Genomic DNA, 13,365 nt, shown 5'->3' with positions numbered 1-13,365 from the left:
TGCAGATTTTTCTATAGGGCCAATGGCGCCGGCAACGCGTGGCCTCAAGCCTGCTTGAGGCCGTGGCGCGTCATCAGGTCGTAAATGGTCGGCCGGCTCACGCCGAGTATTTCGGCGGCCTTGACGATATTGCCGTCGGTTCGCGCCAGGACCTTCACCAATGCCTTGTATTCGGCTTCGTCACGCACCTGGCGCAAGTTGATCGGCTCTTCCGTCGCAGCAGTGTCCGCAAGGCCGAGGTCGTCAGCGGTAATTTGCGGGCCGTCTGCCATGATGACGGCCCGCTTGATGCAGTTTTCCATTTCGCGCACGTTGCCGGGCCAGGCGTGGCTTTCGATCATGGTCAGGGCATCGGCGCTGAAATTCAGGCGCGAGCGCCCCTCCGCTTCGCTGAAGCGGTTCTTGAAATGGTGGGCCAGCAGGGCTGCGTCGCCGATACGGTCGCGCAAGGGTGGAATCGTCACCACGATCTCGCTCAGGCGGTAATACAGGTCTTCGCGAAACTTGCCGGCGGCGGTCAATTCCTTGAGCTTCTGGTGGGTAGCGCAGACGATGCGCACGTCCACGGGGATTTCCTTGTGCCCGCCGATGCGCTCGATCACGCGCTCCTGCAGGAAGCGCAGCAATTTCGCCTGCAGCGCCATTGGCAAGTCGCCTACTTCATCGAGAAAGAACGTGCCTTCGTTGGCCAGTTCGATCTTGCCGATGGTTTGCTTGACGGCGCCGGTGAAGGCCCCCTTTTCATAGCCGAACAGTTCGCTTTCCAGCAGGTTTTCCGGGATGGCGGCGCAATTGATCGCCATGAAGCGCTTGTCGCGGCGCGGGCTCAACTGGTGCAGGGCGCGTGCCATCACTTCCTTGCCGGTGCCGGACTCGCCCAGCACCATCACGGTGGCCGAGGAGGGCGCGACTTTTTCGATGTTGCGGCACACTTTCAGCAGGCCCGGGTCGCGGCTGATGACGCCACCCATGGGGGAGTCTCCCTGGGTTTGCAACAGCTGCCGGTTTTCCTGCTGAAGTGCATGCAGGAAGTAGGCACGTTCGATTACCAGTCCGAGCAATTCCGGCTCGAAGGGTTTTTGGTGAAAGTCGTAGGCGCCCATGGCGATCGCCTTGACTGCATTCGTGCGCTCCTGGTTGCCGGATAAAACGATGACTTTGGCGTCTGGCGTCAGCGCCAGGATCTGCTGCAGGGTTGCCAGCCCTTCCGAGGCGCCATCGGGATCGGGCGGCAGGCCCAGATCCATGGTGATGACCGCGGGCTCATGGCGCCGCACTTCGGCCAGGGCGCTTTCGCGGTCGCCTGCCACCAGTACTTCATACGCGTCGAAACTCCAGCGCAATTGCTTTTGCAGGCCGGGGTCATCTTCGATGACGAGCAGTTTTTTCTTGATTTGACTCACGTAGTCCCTTTTGCGCTGGTCGCGCCCTTGCCGGTGCGAATACGGTGATATTACGCCGCCATGTCGGCCGCGCTTCGTTCATCTTCCTGCAACGGCAGGCTGATGCGGAAAGTCGTGCCATGGCCCGGCATGCTTTCCACCTCGAGCCGCCCGCCCAGTTCATTGACGTATTCCCGGCTTTCGAACACGCCGATGCCCATGCCGCCCGCCTTGGTCGATTCGAAAGGCTTGAACAGCTTCTCACGCACGAATTCTTCACTCATGCCGGCGCCATTGTCGCTGACCAGAACCACGGCGGAACCGTCATGCCTTTTCAGCATGACGCTAACTTTACCATCCTTGGGGGTCGCTTCGATAGCATTCTGGATCAGGTGGCCAATCACCCGTTCCAGGCGCGCCGGGTTGGCAAATACGGCGAGCTTGCTGTCAACGACTTCGAGTACCGGCTTGGGGCCTGTGCTTGATTTTGCTGCAATTGCCTGCCGCAGCAAATGTTCGAGCTGCAGGGAAGCCGGTGTTTCGACCGAGATGCCCCGGGCGAGCTTTTGCAACAGCAGTTTCATTTTTTGCACCGAGAGTTCGACGGTTTCCAGCATGTCTTGCTGGAATGCGGGATTGTTTTTGTGTTTTTCCGCATTCGACAGCAGCAGCGAGAGCTGGAATACCAGATTTTTCAGGTCATGCACCATGAAGGTGGACATGCGGTTGAACGATTCGAACTGCCGCGCAACCATCAAGGCATTGGCCGCTTCCTGCTGTGCCAGATAGCTCGCTGCCTGGCTGCCGGCGATTTTGAGCAGGTCCAGTACTTCCCAGTTAAGGGCGACGCGGCTGCGCGGTTGTGCCAGCACCATGAATCCGAACAGCTTGCCCTGCAATAGGAGCGGGACGACCAGCCAGGCACGCGGGAATTCCCGCAACCATTGCGGAATGGCGGCGCTGGCATCGCCGGTGCGGGCGGTGCGTTCTTCCTGAAGGTCGACTACCCATTCCTTGTTTTCCAGGAAGCGGCAGAATTCGCTGTCGGCCGACTCCGTTGCTGCCGGCGGAGTGAGGTTCCAGTGGGCGGCTAGCTCGCATTGCCCGGACTCGCGCACGATGTAGAGCGCGCCCGCCGGACTTTCCACCAGGTCTGCAACAGCTTGTATGGTGCGTTCACCGAGTTCCGGACCCTGGCGCGAGAGCGTGCGGGTAAAACGCATCCATTCTTCCCGGTAATCGTAGCCGTAGCTGTAGAAATGCTTGCTGATGAATACGCGAAGCCAGGCGCGGCAAGCGCCGGAAAACAGCACGGCAAGCAGCAAGAGCATGGCACCGGACAAAAATACCGCCTGCACCACGCTGCCCCAGTTGCCACCGAAAAAACGCAGATAGTAACCTGCGGCGGCCATCGCCAGAAGATAGATCGCCGAACCAAACAAGGCTGCCGAATTGTAGAGTACCCGGCGCGAGACGGAAATGCCTGGCGACCACTTGGGATTGCGCGCCGCCGAGATTGCCAGCAGGGGCGCGGCGAGCGCATTGACGCCGCCGCGTGCCGCCCAGATTTCAGGATTGATCTGGCGGAATAGCATGGCATCGCTGTAAAGATAAAAATCGAAAGCGAACATGCCACCGATGCCGAGGCAGGCGAATTTGATCCCCCAGCGTTCGCGCGGCGGAGTGTTCCTGAACAATTGTTCGACAAGCAGCATGCCTGCAATTGCCATGGCGACCCGCGCGAGTGGGTTGGCAGTCAGTCCAAGCAGAACATAAGGCAGTTTGGGCAGCAAGAATAACAGCACGGCCATGACTGTGATGCCTGCCAAAAACCTTTTGCTTTTAGCGACTGCGAGCAATCGCGTGCCGGCCGCCGGTTTAAAGAGTACAAACAGAAAGGTGCACCAGGCCACTCCGCGCAATAATTCCATGCATTGGGATAGCAGGGAAAACGGCGCTGCGGTCGCTGCTTGCCAGGCCAGAGACGCTGCCCATCCTGCGCTCAGCAGGCAGGTGGTGGTGATTGCCATGCCGTGCAAGCGGCCACGCCAGCTTGTCAAAAGCAGGAGGCTCAAAAACAGGAATGCCAGCGCGGCGCTGGCATAGCTTGAGGCGGCTATCGTGGTTAGCATGAAATATACCCTGCCATCTTCACCGAGCGCCTTTGCCCAGCAAGACAACCTGCAGGGTATCGATCAGGATCAGTATGTCAAGGAACAGGCTGTTGTTCTTCACGTAGTACAGGTCATACTGCAGTTTTTGTACCGCATCTTCCACCGAGGCGCCGTAGGGATAGCGTACTTGCGCCATGCCGGTGATGCCAGGCTTGATGCTATGCCGGACGTTATAGTACGGGATCTGTTCATTGAGTTGCTGCACGAAGAAGGGGCGCTCAGGGCGCGGGCCGACAAAGCTCATTTCTCCTTTTAATACGTTCAGGATCTGCGGCAATTCGTCTATGCGCAGCTTGCGAATGATGTTGCCGATACGGGTGGTTCGTGGGTCGTTCGACTGTGCCCATTGCGGTTTGCCGGCTTTTTCTGCGTCGTTGCGCATGCTGCGAAATTTCAGGACCATGTATGTCTGGCCATCTTTGCCTACGCGTTCCTGTTTGTAGAGAATGGGGCCCCGATCTTCGAGGTAAATGCAGATGGTCGTGACCAGCATCGCGGGAATTGAAACCGTAAAGATGATCAGGCTGACAAACAGGTCGAAACTGCGTTTGCAAAAGGCTCGCAGGAAGCTCTGGTCGAATCCTGTACCGAACACCAGCCAGCTCGGCTGCAGCGAATCGACCCGGATCTGGCAAGCTTCCCGCTCAAAGAAAGTGGCGGCATCCGTTACCTTGATACCGTTGAGCTTGCAGTCGAGCAGATCCTTGATGGGTAGATTGCCACCCCTGCGGTTCTGTACCGAGACGATAATTTCCCCGACGTTATGGCTGGCGGCCAAGGCGACAAGCGACTCGCCTCCCGGCAGCAGGGCAGAAGCAGGAATGCAGGTGTCTTCATCGGCGACCGGAACATAGCCGACGATATGGTACTTGTGATAGGCAATATTATGTTTGGCCAGGGTTCCGCATTCCTTGGCCAGGGAACCACTGCCCAAAAAAATCAGGCGTGACTCGAGCAAGCCAAATTCGGAAGACTTGAAGATGAGCACGCGTGTCAGCAAGATGCCGGCTGCGGAAATAAGAATGACCAGGCCCAGTATGCCGCGGCCAAAATACAGGTCGGGCAAGAGATAAAAAAGCAGGGTCAAGATCCCGAAGCCCAGCGCAAACGCCGGCATCAGGCGCAAGAGCGTATTGCGCAGGCCTTCGCGATACTTCAGCTGATACATGCCCAGCGCACTCATGCTGAAGAGCATGGTTACGGTAAAGACTGCTGCGGGCAAGAGAACGCGGTCGAGCCCCGTTGCAAGGCTGGTCTGCGCGGTGCCGAAACGGATGCTTGTGCCAAGATAGACGGACACGAGCAAGACAAGAACTTCCACGAGAAACAACACGGAGATGATCTTCGATACGTGGTGATTTGAGATTCTTAGCATCGCCAGTCTGCAGGAAAATTGCCTAATTGAAAAAAAGGCTAGTCAAAAGATTACTACAATTTGTCAACATTTCCCATAGTCAAAAAGTAAAAAATGGGAAAAATTCAGTTAAAGACGGTTAAATGTTTCCATTGGGAATTAAATCGTCATATTTCTGCCTGAAATGTGAAATTTGAGGATGAAAGTCCTCTAGGCCTCAATAACGCTTCCATACGTAAAAAACCCCGCCTTTCTTTAAAAGACGGGGTCTACTGGTACAAGGAAGAAGGATGCCTGACGTCAGTCCCCTTGGTTCCTGCCGGTTTGTGACTGTTTACACTGGCTTTTTGCGGCGTGCAGCGCCTGCCAGGCCTGCCAGGCCAAGGCCCAGCAGGGCCAGCGAACCAGGTTCCGGAACACTGATGGACTCGACATACACCACCATGTCCTGGTAATCGTAGTCGGAACCTGCCAGCGGCTGGTCTTCCCAGGCAAGGATGAAGCTCGACGAACCCCAGATGGCAGCAGGCTTGGTCGGCAGTTTGATTACGTCGCCGTCACCCTGGAAGGCGACCATTTGATCAGCGCCGCCATTCAGGCTGGCCTGGGAGTAGAACGTCGGACCATTTGCAGTGCCCAGGTAGTAGCCAAACAGCGAGCTGGAAAATTGCACGCCGGTGCCGAAATTGACGGCAAACTGAAAAGAGTCATTAACGCTCAAGAGTGCCTGACCGCCGCTGGAAGCAGCACCGCTGAACAGTTGCAGGTAGGTGGTCGGATTGTAGATGTCATAGATACCGAAAGTGTTCGTACCCGCATTGCCAGCCACTTCAATGATCATGGTGGAAACCGAACCACCGGAAGCTTCAACCTGGAAAATCCCAATTTCCGCAGACTGGTTCAAGTTGACATTAGGCGCTTGTGCCAGCGATGTGCCTGCGTTGGTGTACAGACTGTTGATTACCTGTTGCAAATTCGGATTTTCCCCGCCGGCCAGATTGACAGGGGTGGCGAAAGCGGATGCTGAGGCGAGAAGTACGACGCCAGCCAGCAAAGTTTTCATCGATTTCATGTTGATCTTCCCTTTAAGAAGGTGAGCATTGGAAATTACTGTTTCGGCAACAATAAAGCAGTTAGTGTGCCAAGTAATAAAATCAATGACTTACGGAAGATATGGGACCTTGATGTAAAAAAACCTGACACTTGACAAGTAACCGAAAGTTCAATCGAGTTCCTTGGCAAGGCTCGAGACTATTGGTGAAAAGCTAACTTTGTATGGATGGGACGGATTTTTGTATAGCGCCGTTACTTTACGAACGTAATTTTGTGTCTCCGCATACGGGGGAATGCCGCGATGCTGTTCGACAGCCCGTTCGCCGGCGTTGTAGGCGGCAGCAACAAACATGACATTGCCCTTGAAAAATGCCATGAGCCATTGCAAGTAAGCCAGGCCTCCCTTGATGTTCTCTTCAGGGTCAAAGGCATTCCTTACCCTGAATCGCTTGGCCGTATCCGGCATCAATTGCATCAAGCCCTGGGCATTTTTTGGCGAAACTGCTTGCGCATTGAATGCCGATTCCACTCGGATGATCGCTAGCGCCAACAGGGGATCGATCTGGTAGCGGGGCGCCAGTTTGTGGACCAGGTCGTAAATGCGCCCCCGGGGATAATCGGGCGCCCGGGCTTCTGAAATGCTTGCGGCGGGTTCGCCCGCCTGCAGGCAGGCTGCCGGCGGTGGCGATGGCTCGGCAGGCAGATGGTGCAGCATTGATTGGGCCTGGCTATGCCCCTGTCCTGCCGCCATCTCGAAAAAATATCTGGCAATGCCATCATCTTTGGCAATGCCACGGCCATGCGCGTACATCCAGCCGAGTGCATATTGGGCGCCGGCATGCCCGCTGGTCGCAGCCGCGCAGTACAGGGACTGCGCCATCGTGTAGTCGCGTGGCACACCCTCCGCATGCTCAAAGCGCGCGCCCAGCGCCGTCTTTTCTTCGGCAGTAAGGGTTTCGATGCCGGCAAGACGATTTGGCATGACGCCGCTATCGGCGCGGGCTGTGCCGATCGCAAGGCTGGCACCTGCAAGCAGCAAGCCCAGTATGCGGCGCATGAGAGCAGTCATGGATGGGCGAGCCTCAAGGCGCTGATTCTGCAAGTCTGGGGGAGAGAAATGCCTTGTGGAACAGGTGCCGCGCCAGCAGCAACGGCGGCATGCGCAGCCAGCTGGCGCGTATGTACAGCATCTGCCGGGCCAAGCCACTCAGGCGGTCGGCGCAGCTTGGGTGCTCTGGCAAGAGGGCGCGCGAAAACAACGCATCCATCAGCGCCAGCGTGGCATTTCCTGGGTGACCGAAGCGCGTCGCCTGCGCCAGCGCCTCAGTGGGCACGTTGGTGTGCAGCAGGCTGTGCGTATAACGCAATGCGTAAAACAGCGGCCGGGTCAGTTCCAGTGTCCTTGCACGTTCGATCAGCATTGGCCAGAACGATGGCTGGCTGCCGAAGTGGCGCAGCAACCTGTCCAGGTCCACCAGGTCGCGCAGGCCATTGTCCAGTTCGCCATCATGGAACAGGTGCACGGCGCTGTGCAAGACCATGTCGGCCGGTGCTAACGTCAGCAAGCCGGCCTGGCCTTCGACGGGGCAAGCCGATGCGCGCAGTTTGGCGGGATCGGGATAAACGGGCGCAGTGTCCGGCACGATCGCGTGGTGCACATCGATGACGGTCATGCGGCGGATGTGGCGCATTGGCGGCAATTCGTGCATCCAGGTGCGGTAATAGCGCTGGTCATAGGCATCATGGTGCGTCGCTGCCCAGCCGTGCAGCATCAGCGCCGCTTCAACCTGGTCGAGCCTTTCCTTGGGCACCAGGATATCGATATCCGAAAACAGTCGCCCGTGCGCGCTGGGCAGCTGCGCCATCACATAGGCCGCGCCTTTCAGCAGGATGACTGGCACAGCGCAGGCTTGCAGGGCTTGCCGGATCAGGGAAACTTCCTGGCGCACCGCCAGCATGTGACGCTGGGCAAGTGCGTCGGCCCAGGCGAGGTGCTCGCGTGGCCCGGCGGGCGCTGCGGCAAGTACACTCCGCTCCTGGAGTAGGACGTGGAGACTGGCCAGCAGGTTGGCTTTGCGGGCCTGGCGAATCAGCAGGTCCCATTCAGCCGGATCCAGTGCGCTGAGCTGCTCCGGCTGCCGGAACGCTCGCAGTATGAGTGGCGGCGGGGTCATGATAGCGGCACCTGGGGTTGCAGTCGATTGAAGGTGTCGATCGCTTCGTCAAGATTGCTGTAGGTGAATTCATGGCACGACGATGCCTCGATCAGTGCCGCGAGGCTCGCAAATCCCCGTTCGCCCAGCAGGCTGTAATTGAAGGCATTATCGGCTGCCCGCATGAACGCACGCGCTTTTGGGGTGTCGGTCAGGCGCGTGCCAGCGCCGGCCTCATAACGAGGGAAAATGACCCAGCCGGGGCGTGCCGGCTCGCCGGCGCGGGCGACGCTGTCTGCAGGGGCCTGCATGTGCGCCACCGTGCCTTTCATGGTGTCGCTGACTTTGCGGCTGAAGACAGCATCGGGCGCGTAATCGCGCATGATATCGATGGAGGCATTCTTCAGGCTCACAGGGCGCGGCAGCGGAATGACGTTGCCATCGGCAATGCGGACGAGCGCAAGTTCATCCGACAGCAAGCGCCAGCCATTGCGGGCAAGGGCGGCGCACAAGGTGCTTTTGCCGGAGCCGGGTGGCGCGGGCATGATGACTGCATGGCCGTGTTTTTCCAGGACGGCGGCGTGGATGATGAGGTAGCTGTGGGCGTGGCTCGAGACGCACCAGTTCAGTCCCCATTCAAACATGGGAAAGGCCTGGTCAGCCGGGAGCGGCTTGAACGTGCGTGTGCCATCGAAAAGAAACAGCACTTGCGGCTTGATCCAGCGGCGCACGCCGCGCGGCAGGGCAAGGCGGATATGGAAATCGGCGAAATCGTCTTCGTCAGCCACGGGATAATCGGCATACAGCAAGCCGATGCCTTCGACAGCGGCGGTCAGGGAGGTGTGCACGCGCGTCACGAACGGGCCAGTGCGGATGCACAAGCCCTGCTGATGCAAACGTTGTTGCAACTGGACCGGGCTCAGCTCGGAAATCTTCAAGGTGCTACCGGAGTAATCAAGGAAATGCCGGCAAGTTCGGCGAGCATGGCGTCGACTTGTTCATGCACCAGTTCAGCAGGCGCTTCCGGCCAGAGCTGTGACAACGCCTGTGCAATGACGGTGGCATCTGCAGGAGTATTCGCAACTGTTGCCAGAACCCGGGCAGTCACGGTATCAAGCAAATGCGTATTGCCGGATGCTGCGTCGTAGACCACCACTTCGTTATCCCAGGTGCGGGCGTGGAGTGCTGCGGGGTCGATGACTTGCCATTTCATGAAAGGAGGCATGCGCTTACGGGCAGGGCAATCCGCTGTGGGAAAATCGCGGCATCAAGCCTGTGTGGCTTTAAGATAATTCACGATGTCCGGGGCAGTCCATTGCACGGTGGCGGTGGGTGAAAAAGTGCCCTTCGACTGCCACTCGGAAAACATGGCGATGATGGTCTCGGTGGTAAGGAAAGGTGTCCAGCCGCTGACGGCATTCAGGTAGGCTGCGACCAGGTGCATGCCCAGATTGTGCTTGTCGTCTTTCTGTGGCGTCAGGAGCTGAAGCAGGGTGTATTTTGCATATACCGAAGACGATGGCGCCGGGAATACGCTGCTGAATTGCGTATCCGTCGCAACTGGCCAGCTGTTTTCATGGTTTTTCCAGTAACCTGGCGATCGTCCCTGGCACACTGGCTGCGGACCATGTGTACTGGCATTGCCAGACAAGAATCCGGAAGGGGATTTGCAGACAACATTGCCCAGTACTGGCCGGCTTGCCAGGCTCAGGATGACGCCTGAAATTCCCAGGCTTGCTTTAGTGAAATGCCGCCGTGACGGATTGGCTGAATTTAATTGCCCGGAGGCAGCATGAGACGCGGGAGTATTGCCGGTTTGTTCCTGACTGTCTTTTGTCGTCATGTCACGTTCCATCGGGAGCTCTCTTTGAGTATTCCGTATTGTTTCAATTGCAAGCAGTAACTGGTGCAAGCCTAATGAACTTTCCTTAAGCAATATATAGACCAATCCTGGTCAATTTGCCAATTGTACAATAATAATCAAATGCTTAGCGCATTTGGACGCCGCGGCAATTTTCCGCAATGAAAATTTTTTATTCGAGTGTAAAAAAATCTGACAGCAAAAATTTTGAACGCATTGCTCCGTCGCTCCCTCAGTACCTGCTTTACCAGGAGCGGATCCAGTCCGTGGTCCATTGCGCCACTTGATTGCGCCAGGCCTCCTGTGAAAAAGTGTGATTGGCGCCCGCAAGCTGATGCTGTTGCACGTTTGGGCCACGCAAGAATTTTTGCCATTTCCGGGAAGTTTTTGCGAGGTCTGAAAACTCTTGCGCGGTCATATCGTTGCCGCTTAAAACCAGCAGAACTTTGCCATTGAAGCGACGCAAGCCTTCGTGCATTCTTTCGGGTAATGCCGGAGCGCCGCCATGACCGGTTCCCCAGGGGGCTATTTCCCCGCCATTCTGCTTGACCGGGCGACGCACGGTCTCCAGCATAGTCCGTAGTGAACGCCAGGCAGCTCGCCCGTCGAAACGACCCTGCATGATTTTTTTCCAGAGATCCGGGTCGAATGCCCGCTTCAGGTAGTAATGTTTCAGGTAGGCGCGGGCAATGCCTTCCTCGGTACGGACCCAGGGATTCAGCAGCACGAGCCCGCAAATACGGGAGTCCGAAGCGGCATAAAAAATCGCTGCGGAAGCCGCATCGCACAACCCCCAGATGACCACTTCCTGCAATCCCGGCGACTCTGCAAAAAATGCATCGACCGCCGCGCGGATATCGTCGCTGATCTCCTCAAAGTCGCGCACATTGCCCTGGCTGTCACCCATGCCGCGGTAATCGAAACGCATTGCAGGGATGCCTTGTGCCGCCAGGTGCCGGGCAAGCAGGGTAAACTGCCGGTGGCTGCCCACACGGTATTGCGGACCGCCGACGACGATCAGAACGCCTCGTGCGGCTGGCGCTGCCGGCAGGCTCAGAATGCCATACGACCAATCTCCGTGACAGGAAAAAACAAGCGGGCGTTCCACGATATTCATGCGGGAGGTATGCCAAAGCGGGCGCTTGTGGCAGTAATGAGTTCCGGGCAATCGTCACTTTCCTGCGCCAGCCAGAATGGCGGGCATTGCACCCGGGTGATGATCGGCTTGGCGCCGTGCTGCGCCCAGGATGAAGCGAGGCGACTGGTCGCCGGCGACAGCGGGCGCTGTGGTTCCTGCGTGAGTTCGAACCAATGGGTTGGTTGGCGCGGCACGAGGGCAGCAGCGTCGACGGCCTCGATCCCTTTGGCGATTGCAGGCGCGATCCTGTATCCGGCAACTTCCACGCTTTCGCCGGCGTAGAGTTTTTCACGCAGCTTGTGCGTGCCCGATTCGCCCGGCGCCTGGCCGGCAAGCATTTCAGCCGCTGTTTGAATTCGAAGAAATTGCGTCAGGTAGGCATCGCCCCGCAAAACAGGCTGCCATAGCAAGAGGCTTTGAATGTCGCCCTGAAATTCATGGGCAAAATCCAGCGCCAGCAATGCACCGAGGCGCACGCCCCACAAACAGATCGGCGCAGCAATTTCGCGGCGGAGCCAGGCGTGGGCTGCCGCCAGGTCAGTTTTCCAGATTTCCCAGCGTGCATCGGCAAAATCACCGCTGCTGTCCCCGCATCCGAACAAGTCTATTTGAAGGACTGCATATCCCTGTGCTGCCAATGCCCTGGCCTGGCATGCCGCAACGCGCCGGGATTTGTTCATTTCCTCGGCAAACGGGTGAACGTAAATGAACGCACCACGGCATCCGGTATGCACGTCAGCTGCGTGATAGAGACAGAAACGCGTGCCGGGAGCGGCATCAAGGAAAAATGGCCGTGCGGGAGCAAGCACTGGCGGCTGAGTCATTGCGCCAGTTTGCTGTCGACAAATGCCGTGAGGCTTGCCACCGTTTCAAAGGTGCTGGCACTGATATCGTCATCCTCGACAGCAATGCCGAAATGTTCTTCAAGTGCAGTGATCAGGTGAAGGACAGCCATGGAATCGAGCTCTGGCAGATTGCCCAGCAAATGCGTGTTCTGAGTGAGGTGTTTTCCGCGCTCTCCAAGATGGAGGGTATCGATCAACAGAGCTTTTATTTCTTCGAATGCTTGCATGGTTGATTTTCTGTGCGGAAGAATAAAAACTTTAGTTTCCAGGCTGATATTTTTCAGGTCGTACCGGAGCGCGTGGCTTACGGAAGTGCCGACTGGCATTTTTATGATGATACCTTATCAATACTTGAAAAGGGAGCCGCGACGTGGACGTAGCAATATCGAATTTGTCTTTCTCTAAGGATATGGTGGTCCACAGTTCTGCAGCGTTTCCTAAGTTTTACCGTCAGCGGCTGTGTCGGATGATTTTACAAATCTTGACGATTGTTTAATTAAAAAAATATAAGTTATTGAATTTAATGGTAAATAAATTTTGGCATGGATTTCGCTTAACTACTTGCGGTAATTGTTTTTTTGAAATGTTTTCGAAAATAACGTAAAGGGAGTTAACCATGAAATTTTCCAAATTCAGCGCTCTTGTCGCTGCTGTGACCATGTCGTTGGCTGCAAGCTCGGCAAGCGCTCTGGTCGTTTCCGCCAGTAATGATGCTACGGCATTGGCAAATGCCTTGGGTGGTTCCGGCATCTCGATCAGCAACGCCACGTTGAGTGCAGCCAGCACGACGGGCGCCGGCACCTTCACCGGTGGCGCTGCGTCGGTTGGTTTCAACAGCGGCGTTTTGCTGACTACCGGCACCGTGAATTGCGCACCTGGCCCGAATACCAGCGCCAGCTGCGGCGGCGGCGGCACCACAACGTCCCTGAAATTCGATTTCACGAGCGACACTGGTGATGTTTTCTTCAAGTATGTGTTTGCATCGGAAGAATATAACGAGTACGTGGGATCTTCCTTCAATGACACGTTCGAACTGCTGCTGAATGGTGTGAACATCGCTCTGCTGCCGGGCGGCGCTGGTGTCGTTTCCATTAACAATGTCAACAACTCGACCAATTCCGCCTTTTATCGCGACAATACGGTACTGGGCCTGGATACCCAATACGATGGTTTGACCACCGTCCTGATCGCGCAGGCAACCGGCCTGACCCTGGGCAGCACCAATACCTTTGAGTTCCGTATTTCAGACCTGGGCGATTCGATCCTGGATTCCGGCGTGTTCATCGAAGCCGGTACGTTCTCCAGCTCCAACCCGGTTCCGGAACCAGCTGGCATTGCCCTGTTCGGCCTGGGCTTGCTGGGCTTGCTGGCTGCCAAGCGCAAAAAGGCTTGAATCCGTAAGCGT

Annotated in this window: 13 protein-coding genes; 1 reads left to right on the top strand and 12 read right to left on the bottom strand. The window is 56.9% G+C overall.

All coding sequences use genetic code 11. From position 1 onward, the window contains the following. Positions 1-44 precede the first annotated feature (44 nt). The 12 genes from prsR to EKL02_RS15035 form a co-directional block, all read right to left on the bottom strand. Complete coding sequence (prsR, locus tag EKL02_RS15090) at positions 45-1,403, bottom strand: PEP-CTERM-box response regulator transcription factor (RefSeq protein WP_128902805.1); 1,359 nt, start codon at positions 1,401-1,403, stop codon at positions 45-47. A 50-nt stretch (positions 1,404-1,453) separates the two neighbouring features. Continuing rightward, the gene (gene prsK, locus EKL02_RS15085) at positions 1,454-3,514 is read right to left on the bottom strand and encodes an XrtA/PEP-CTERM system histidine kinase PrsK (RefSeq protein ID WP_128902804.1); all 2,061 of its coding nucleotides are present in this window, start codon (positions 3,512-3,514) and stop codon (positions 1,454-1,456) included. Between the two features lie 19 nt (positions 3,515-3,533). Then, positions 3,534-4,931 (bottom strand): TIGR03013 family XrtA/PEP-CTERM system glycosyltransferase, encoded by a 1,398-nt coding sequence (locus EKL02_RS15080; RefSeq protein WP_128902803.1) that lies wholly within the window; start codon positions 4,929-4,931, stop codon positions 3,534-3,536. 313 nt (positions 4,932-5,244) lie between these two features. Continuing rightward, the gene (locus tag EKL02_RS15075) at positions 5,245-5,982 is read right to left on the bottom strand and encodes a DUF4114 domain-containing protein (RefSeq protein ID WP_128902802.1); all 738 of its coding nucleotides are present in this window, start codon (positions 5,980-5,982) and stop codon (positions 5,245-5,247) included. 150 nt (positions 5,983-6,132) lie between these two features. Beyond that, positions 6,133-7,032, bottom strand: coding sequence for a transglycosylase SLT domain-containing protein (locus tag EKL02_RS15070; protein ID WP_206732407.1), 900 nt, complete (start codon positions 7,030-7,032; stop codon positions 6,133-6,135). A 13-nt stretch (positions 7,033-7,045) separates the two neighbouring features. After that, complete coding sequence (locus tag EKL02_RS15065) at positions 7,046-8,137, bottom strand: nucleotidyltransferase family protein (RefSeq protein WP_128902801.1); 1,092 nt, start codon at positions 8,135-8,137, stop codon at positions 7,046-7,048. After that, positions 8,134-9,054 (bottom strand): HprK-related kinase A, encoded by a 921-nt coding sequence (locus tag EKL02_RS15060; RefSeq protein ID WP_128902800.1) that lies wholly within the window; start codon positions 9,052-9,054, stop codon positions 8,134-8,136. The genes EKL02_RS15065 and EKL02_RS15060 overlap by 4 nt, the downstream gene beginning before the upstream one ends. Continuing rightward, positions 9,051-9,329 carry an HPr-rel-A system PqqD family peptide chaperone gene (locus EKL02_RS15055; protein WP_164932036.1) on the bottom strand — a complete coding sequence of 93 codons (279 nt, stop codon included), beginning with the start codon at positions 9,327-9,329 and terminating at the stop codon, positions 9,051-9,053. The genes EKL02_RS15060 and EKL02_RS15055 overlap by 4 nt, the downstream gene beginning before the upstream one ends. A gap of 54 nt (positions 9,330-9,383) precedes the next feature. Then, positions 9,384-9,959: a hypothetical protein gene (locus EKL02_RS15050; RefSeq protein WP_128902798.1), complete on the bottom strand. Its 576-nt coding sequence runs from the start codon at positions 9,957-9,959 to the stop codon at positions 9,384-9,386. A 262-nt stretch (positions 9,960-10,221) separates the two neighbouring features. Further along, positions 10,222-11,094, bottom strand: a complete 873-nt coding sequence (locus EKL02_RS15045) for a hydrolase 1, exosortase A system-associated (RefSeq protein ID WP_128902797.1) — start codon at positions 11,092-11,094, stop codon at positions 10,222-10,224. Beyond that, a complete protein-coding gene (locus EKL02_RS15040; protein WP_128902796.1) occupies positions 11,091-11,939 on the bottom strand; it encodes a hydrolase 2, exosortase A system-associated in 849 nt (282 codons plus the stop codon). The genes EKL02_RS15045 and EKL02_RS15040 overlap by 4 nt, the downstream gene beginning before the upstream one ends. Further along, positions 11,936-12,286, bottom strand: coding sequence for an acyl carrier protein (locus EKL02_RS15035; protein ID WP_347232088.1), 351 nt, complete (start codon positions 12,284-12,286; stop codon positions 11,936-11,938). Before EKL02_RS15035 ends, EKL02_RS15040 begins: the two co-directional genes overlap by 4 nt. A gap of 290 nt (positions 12,287-12,576) precedes the next feature. On the opposite strand from EKL02_RS15035, the gene EKL02_RS15030 reads away from it, so the two are divergent. Then, positions 12,577-13,353 (top strand): choice-of-anchor L domain-containing protein, encoded by a 777-nt coding sequence (locus EKL02_RS15030; protein WP_206732406.1) that lies wholly within the window; start codon positions 12,577-12,579, stop codon positions 13,351-13,353. Positions 13,354-13,365: the final 12 nt, after the last annotated feature.

It is taken from the genome of Janthinobacterium sp. 17J80-10 (assembly GCF_004114795.1).
Taxonomy (GTDB): Bacteria; Pseudomonadota; Gammaproteobacteria; order Burkholderiales; family Burkholderiaceae_D; genus Paucimonas.
This window is presented reverse-complemented; position numbering and strand designations above follow the sequence as displayed.